Source organism: Rhodococcoides fascians A44A, assembly GCF_000760735.1.
Taxonomy (GTDB): domain Bacteria; phylum Actinomycetota; class Actinomycetes; order Mycobacteriales; family Mycobacteriaceae; genus Rhodococcoides; species Rhodococcoides fascians_E.
The window spans coordinates 95431-101896 of sequence record NZ_JMEX01000005.1 but is presented as its reverse complement, the minus strand read 5'-3'; the positions used below and the strand labels follow the sequence as shown (position 1 = coordinate 101896).

Sequence of the window (6466 nt, the reverse complement as noted above, 5' to 3'; positions counted from 1 at the left end):
GAAATTGGCGAACGTGCACCCGAACGACGGCGAATACTGCGCCAACAACTCCAGCGCCTCCCGCGAATCCGCCGAGATCCGAATCAGATTGTCCGCGTTGGCCTGCAGAAAATCTGCCGTCGACGCACTCGTCGCCGTCAACGACGAGATCAACGTATCCACCGCCGGACGCTGCTCGACCAACGTGTTCCCCGTGACCGACAGATTGTCGAGCGCATCGATCAACTGCGGACCCGCATCGGCATACGTCTGCGAGAAATCCGCCAACCCACGCAGATCCTCCTGAATGTTCGGCAACTCGGTGTTCAGACCCTTGAAGATCGTGTCCAACCGATCGATCGTCAACCCCAACTCCTGACCACGACCACTCAGACCCTGCGCCAACGCACCCAACGTGCTCGCCAGATCCTGCGGCGGAATCGCTTCGAGCAACGGCAGCAAGTTGTCCAACAACTGACCGACCTCGATGGCACTGCCACTGGTGTCCTGCCTGAGCACGGTCCCGTCGGTGATCGGCGACGCCGTGTCGTTCTCGGGAATCTGCAACGCCACGTACCGCTCACCGAACAACGTCTTGGGCAACAACCGCGCCGTCGCGTTCGACGGAATCAGATCGGCCTTGTCCGGATCGATCGCCAACTTCGCCGTCACCACACCGTCGACCGACGACGCCGACCGCACTTCACCGACGATCAAACCGCGAACCTTCACATCCGCGTTGCTGGGCAACGCATTACCCACCGAATCGGTCACCAGGTCGATACTGACGACTTTCTTGAAAGTCTTGCTGTACGAGGTGACCGACCACGTCACGAACACGATGATCATGAGAAACAGCAGCAGTCCCAGCAGCCTGCGCTTCACCGCGGAGGGGGATTCGATCATTGTTCGGAGCTTAATGTAACCGGCGGTAACGCCCACTACGCGGCGACGGTTACCTGCATCACCTGCACGAGGGCCACGTGCTGCGCATCACACTCACGGTGTCGGTTACCGCGGGTACGGTCGCTGAACCGGTCACGTCCATTCGGGAGTGACGCCTACCGTTCGACGGGCGGCGTTGTCGGCCGCGGGACCTCGTCGGACACAGGGGTGGACGGAATCCCTCCGAGGGCGCGTGGCACCAACCACATCGTCAACGCACCGAACATGATCAATATGTTCGCCCACTGAAGAAGCGTGGCGGCGCTGTCGAGCGGAATCACTCGGTCCAGCACCTGAATGTTCATGGCGATTCCGTGAACGACGACGAGCACCCACAGTCGCCGGTACTTGAAGTACACCCATACTGCGGCCGCTCCCCACAGTGCGGCCCACACGAAGCCGCCGCCGCCGAAGAACAGGTACAGGAGCCCTCTCATGCACCCGGCGAGGATCATGACCCACCCGATGGGTATTCGACCGACCAAGAGCAACACAGGAAGTGCTGCCAGCAGTGGTTCTTCACGTAGTCCGGCGGACAGGGCGGTGAGCACTGCCAACGCCGGAGATTCGACCACTGCCGGCACCGAGAAATCGAACCGCGCCACCGAGAGTCGGTCCAGCACGAGAGCGAGGGCCGACGCGGCGGCGATCGCGGCACACCAGGCGACTGCTGCGTCGACGGCCGTTCCTTGCCTGCGCGGTAGAAGTTCCCCGATGTCCGATCGCCGTAGGTAGGCGACCGCGGTGATCGCGATCGTGCCGAGTGCGAGCTGTACAACCAGCACCGCGAGGTCGGCGGCTTGATCTCGGACGCTCAGGATCGGCATCGGTGCGTTCGGATCGCGCAATCGCCAGAGAGCGCCGAGGATGCTGACCGAATACACGGCCGTCCACAGCGACACCAGGACGACCACCAGCGCGCACGTGACCGCCGGGTTCGGGCGATACCAGTCGGCGGCGCGCCCCCACATGCGAGACATTCTCGACCCCGCCTTCGCTTCGTGTCGTCCGCGTCGCTCGGTAGGTGCTGCGCGGTCCGGCCTGTGTCTACCACGAGGGACACGGTCACGACGAGGTGGCGGAGGCCGAAACGCTGGTTCGGGCGAAGGATGCGGCGAGCAAACCAGCGGCGACCAATGCTGCTCCCGTGAGTGCGAGGCCGCCGAGGCCGAGCCACGGCAGAACGATGCCTCCCACCCCGGCACCGCCCGCGATCCCCACGTTCGCCGTCGCGTTGATCCACGCGCCTGCGGTCTCCGGTGACGTCGGTTCTGTTCGGACTGCGGCGGATTGGTACATCGACGGAACTCCCCCGAACGCACCGGACCACACAGCGGCGCACACGAGAAGCGGCAACAACCACAGGTGTGTGCTCCCGACTGCCACGATCGATGTCGCGACGAGACCGAGCACCACGAGCATCGTTCGGCGCGGACTGCGGTCGAGCGTACGTCCGGTGAGCCACAATCCGAGCACGCCGCATGCTCCGAGGATCAAAAGCACCGGTCCGAGCGCGGATTCGACGACTCCGGCATTCAGAAGCAGGATGCTGATGTAGGTGTAGACGGTGTAGTGGCCGAGGAAGGTGAGCGCGTTGGAAGTCACCACGACCGAGAGACTGCCGTGGCCGCGAGACTTTTCGCGTCGGCCCGCGTCGCCGGGGACTGCAGGGAGAAGGATTGTCACGGCGACGACGGTGGCGGCGGACAGCACGGCAAGTACCACGAAGGACGATCGCCATCCGATGGCATTGCCCATCGATGTCGAGATCGGCACTCCCAGTACATAACCGGCCGTGGCACCAGCTGCAGCGATCGCCAATCCCCTGCCGAGGTTCGCCGGTCCGACGAGTCGGGGCACGTACCCGATGCACAGAGAAAAGAACAATGCGTGCGCGACGCCGCCGATGCCGCGACCGAACGCAAGCCATTCGAGTGAGTGCGACAGGGCGACGACGAGGTTGCTGACGACGTATCCGCCGAGCGTCGCGACGAGAATCGGTTTACGTGGCAACCGGCGTGTCCAGATGGTCATCGGCACGGCGAGAAGCGCCACAAGACCCGCGTACAGGCTCACCAGAAGGCCTATCGACGATTCCGCGACGCCGAACGATCGGCCCATCACCGGGAGCAGCCCCACCGGCAGCATCTCGGTGGTCACCGCCAAGCACGACGCCAGCGACAGGGACAGCAGCCCCTTCGTATTGGTGCGCAGGCCCCCGTCGGTTCGCGTGCTCGTGTCTCCGGTCGACATCGGACGTAATATACTCAATTGTTGAGTTTAATCAAGTGAGAAGATGATCCGCGATGGCAACTACTTCCGATACGTCCGCGCGCGCTCGATGGCTCGGCGCGGCCCAGTTGACGGCCGTCGTACGCGCGAACCCCGGCATCACCAGGGTCGAAGCTGCTCAGCGTCTGGGCATCGGGAGCGGAGGGGCAACCGAGCTCGTCGCCCGACTGAAGCATGCGCGCATCCTCGACGAAACACCGGCGAAGACACGCGGCCGCGGTCGTCCGACGACGGTCCTCGGACCGCACCCCCAAGGTCCGCTGGTACTTGCTGCGGAACTCCGCTCGAGCGATTGGCGGCTGGCTGTCTCCGACATCTTCGGAGATCCGGTCATCGTGTCGCGCGCTCCTCGCTCGCGGCCGGATCCCGACGAGGTGCTGGCGGGTATGGCCGAGGAGATCGAGCGCATCCACCTCGAATCCGACGGCAGGGTCCGCGCGGTATCCCTTTCCGTGGCAGGCACGGTCAGTGACAACACACTCGTTCAGTTCACGCCGCGTGGCTGGACGGATGCAGACCTCACACCGATGACGGCGGGGCTTCCGTCGGATGTGGCGTTCCTTGTCGGGAACGATGCAACGTTGGCCGGGTTGGCAGAGGCGAGAACAGGTGCGGCCAGAGGAGCGTCGACGGCTCTGCATCTGATCATCGCCGTCGGAATCGGCGGGACGCTCGTCGTCGACGGCACGCCGACCACCGGTGCCCGCGGCGCGGCGGGCGAGTACGGCCACATACCGTTCGGAGACCCTGCCGTGCAGTGCCCGTGCGGCGCGCGGGGTTGCTGGGATCTGTCGATCGACGGGCGCGCACTGGCGTCGTCGATCGGCGACGCTCCCCCGGCGGATCCGGTTGGCTACGCCCGCGACCTCGTGGCGAAGCTGGACGCCGGAGACAGCGGACTCGCCCCTGCGTTCGACTGGGTCGCCGAGTCCCTCGGGCGCGGGATCGCCGGCTTGGTGAACTTGCACGACCCGGAGGTCGTCACGCTCGGCGGCCTCGCTCCTGCCCTTCGAGGCGCAGCGCAGGACAGTTTTCGCCGCGCGTACGTCGAGGGCCTCATGTCCTTCAGAAAAGCCGCTCCCCCCGAGGTTCTCGACGGGGTACACGGCGACGACGGCCCGCTGTACGGGGCCGTGCACCGAGGAGTGGACCACATCACGACGGATATCTCCCTCGCGGAGTGGTCCACCCTCGGACTCGGGTGAAGCGGGTGTGTCAGATGCTGGAGCGGTCGACCATGTCGACGGCGACACGCTCACCGGACTCGAGCGACTTCACGCCTGCTGCACAGACGGCTGCAGCCGCGTAGCCGTCCCATGCGCCGGGTCCGTCGATGTAGTTGCCGGTCTCGGCGCCTGCCTTGACGGCGTTGACCCACCGCTGGATCTCGGTGTCGTACGCCTGTCCGAAACGCTCCTTGAACGACGGAGTGATCGTGCCACCCCAGTTGCCGGGCTTCGTCTTGCGCACGAGGCCGACGTCGAGGCCGATCTGCGCGCTGCCCAGTTCTGCGACGACCTCGGTGCGAACCTCGTACGCAACGCCGGTGGTGACGAACACCTCGGCGTCGACGTGGCGTCCGGACTCGGTCGCGAAGATGGCGATCTGCGGATCCTGTAGGCCTTCGGGTGCATTCGCGTTCGCCGACGGCTTGATGATCTGGACCGACGTGATCTCCTCGTCGAGGAGGAAGCGGGTGACGTCGACCTCGTGCACCAGTGAGTCCTTGACGATCATCGCGCTGTCGAAGTTCGGCGGCACGGCGGGGTTGCGGTGCGCGCAGTGAACGACGAGCGGGCGGCCGATGTCACCGGAGTCGATGAGCGCTTTCAGCTCTGCGTACTCGTTGTCGAATCGACGCATGAAGCCGACCTGGATGAGGGTCTTACCCAGGGCTGCTTCGGCTTTCACGACGGCGAGTGAGGTTTCGACCTCGGTGGTCAGCGGCTTCTCGCAGAGGACCGGCTTGCCGTGCTCGAGGCATGCGAGGAGCTGCTTCTCGTGGGTGGGTCCCGGCGTCGCGAGCAGGACGGCGTCCACCTCGGGGTCGGCAATGGCTTCGAACGGGTCGGCCACGGCACGAGCACCAGGGATCGTGGCTGCCAGTTCCTCGGCCTTCTCGGTGAAGTAATCGTTGACCACGGCCACACGCGCGCCGGCGATCTTGTTGGTGATTCTTCCGACGTGGTCGGCGCCCATCATTCCGACACCGAGTACGGCGATGCGGAGTTCGTTCGACATTGAAGATCTCTTTCGTCAGGGTGCGGCGGGCGCGTTACTTGAAGGTGACGGAGGGAATTCCGCAGGAGCTCAGGTACTTCTGGGTCCTCTGCGCGATGGGCAGCGGCACATCGGGAGCGCACGGGTACATGTCCTGCTCGACGATTGCGAAGATGTCCGCGGTCAGCTTGCCCTCGTCGGCAAGGCGCTCGATGGTTCCGAGCAGCGGCGGCATGTCCGGGATTCCCAGCGGCGGCTCGGTCATCGCGCCGAGCTTGCACGCCTCACCGAACGGAAGATCCTCGGCTTCGACCTTGGCCCGGACCTCGACGTTGACCTGCTTGAGGTGGAGGTATCCGATGCGCTCGGGAGCGCGCTCGATGATGGCGATGTTGTCGCCGCCGCAGTAGCTGATGTGGCCGGTGTCGAGGCACAGGTTCACGAACTCGCTCGACGTTCCGTCGAGGAATCGGTAGACGTTCTCCTCGGTGTCGACGTGGCTGTCGGCATGCGGGTGGTACTGCGCCTTGACGCCGTACTGCTCGAACATGCGCTTGCCGAGCTCGTTCATTCCCTCGGTCTTCTTGCGCCACTGGTCTGCGGTGAGGTTGCGGTCCTCGAGAACGGCGCCCGTGCCCGGGTCACGCCACATCTCTGGGATGACGACGACGTGTTTGCCACCGACCGCAGCGGTCAGCTTGGCGACGTCCTCGATCTGGGTCCAGACCGCATCCCAGGAGTCGTCCTGGTGCAGGTGTTCGAACACGGTTCCCGCCGAGAGCTTGAGGTTGTGTGCCGCCAACTCGTCGGAAAGCTGCTTGGGGTCGGTGGGCAGGTATCCGAAAGGACCGAGCTCGATCCACTCGTAACCGGATGCCGAAACCTCGTCGAGGAATCGGGTGTACGGCGTCTGCTGCGGGTCTTCCGGGAACCACACGCCCCACGAATCCGGTGCAGATCCAACGCGGATCACGCTCATGGTTGTCCTTTCGAGAAGTCTCGGTGCGCGCCTCGACGCGCTTCCGAGGAA

At 64.8% G+C, this 6466-nt stretch carries 6 protein-coding genes; 1 reads left to right on the top strand and 5 read right to left on the bottom strand.

From position 1 onward, the window contains the following. The 3 genes from BH95_RS29385 to BH95_RS04410 form a co-directional block, all read right to left on the bottom strand. Positions 1-885: MCE family protein (locus tag BH95_RS29385; RefSeq protein WP_244164819.1), on the bottom strand; the 885-nt coding region annotated here is incomplete at its 3' end. Between the two features lie 155 nt (positions 886-1040). After that, entirely contained in the window at positions 1041-1895 is an 855-nt protein-coding gene (locus BH95_RS04415; protein ID WP_019667722.1) for a CPBP family intramembrane glutamic endopeptidase, read from the bottom strand. Positions 1896-1989: 94 nt separating this feature from the next. After that, positions 1990-3177: an MFS transporter gene (locus BH95_RS04410; protein WP_037181217.1), complete on the bottom strand. Its 1188-nt coding sequence runs from the start codon at positions 3175-3177 to the stop codon at positions 1990-1992. A 53-nt stretch (positions 3178-3230) separates the two neighbouring features. Here BH95_RS04410 and BH95_RS04405 point away from each other — a divergent pair, with 53 nt between their 5' ends. After that, entirely contained in the window at positions 3231-4421 is a 1191-nt protein-coding gene (locus BH95_RS04405) for an ROK family protein (RefSeq protein ID WP_026348236.1), read from the top strand. Between the two features lie 10 nt (positions 4422-4431). On the opposite strand, the gene BH95_RS04400 is transcribed toward BH95_RS04405, so the two are convergent. Together BH95_RS04400 and BH95_RS04395 are read right to left on the bottom strand one after the other, a co-directional pair. After that, a complete protein-coding gene (locus tag BH95_RS04400; RefSeq protein WP_037181215.1) occupies positions 4432-5457 on the bottom strand; it encodes a Gfo/Idh/MocA family protein in 1026 nt (341 codons plus the stop codon). A gap of 34 nt (positions 5458-5491) precedes the next feature. Next, on the bottom strand, positions 5492-6415 hold the full coding sequence (locus BH95_RS04395; RefSeq protein WP_019667726.1) for a sugar phosphate isomerase/epimerase family protein: 924 nt from the start codon (positions 6413-6415) through the stop codon (positions 5492-5494). Positions 6416-6466 lie beyond the last annotated feature (51 nt).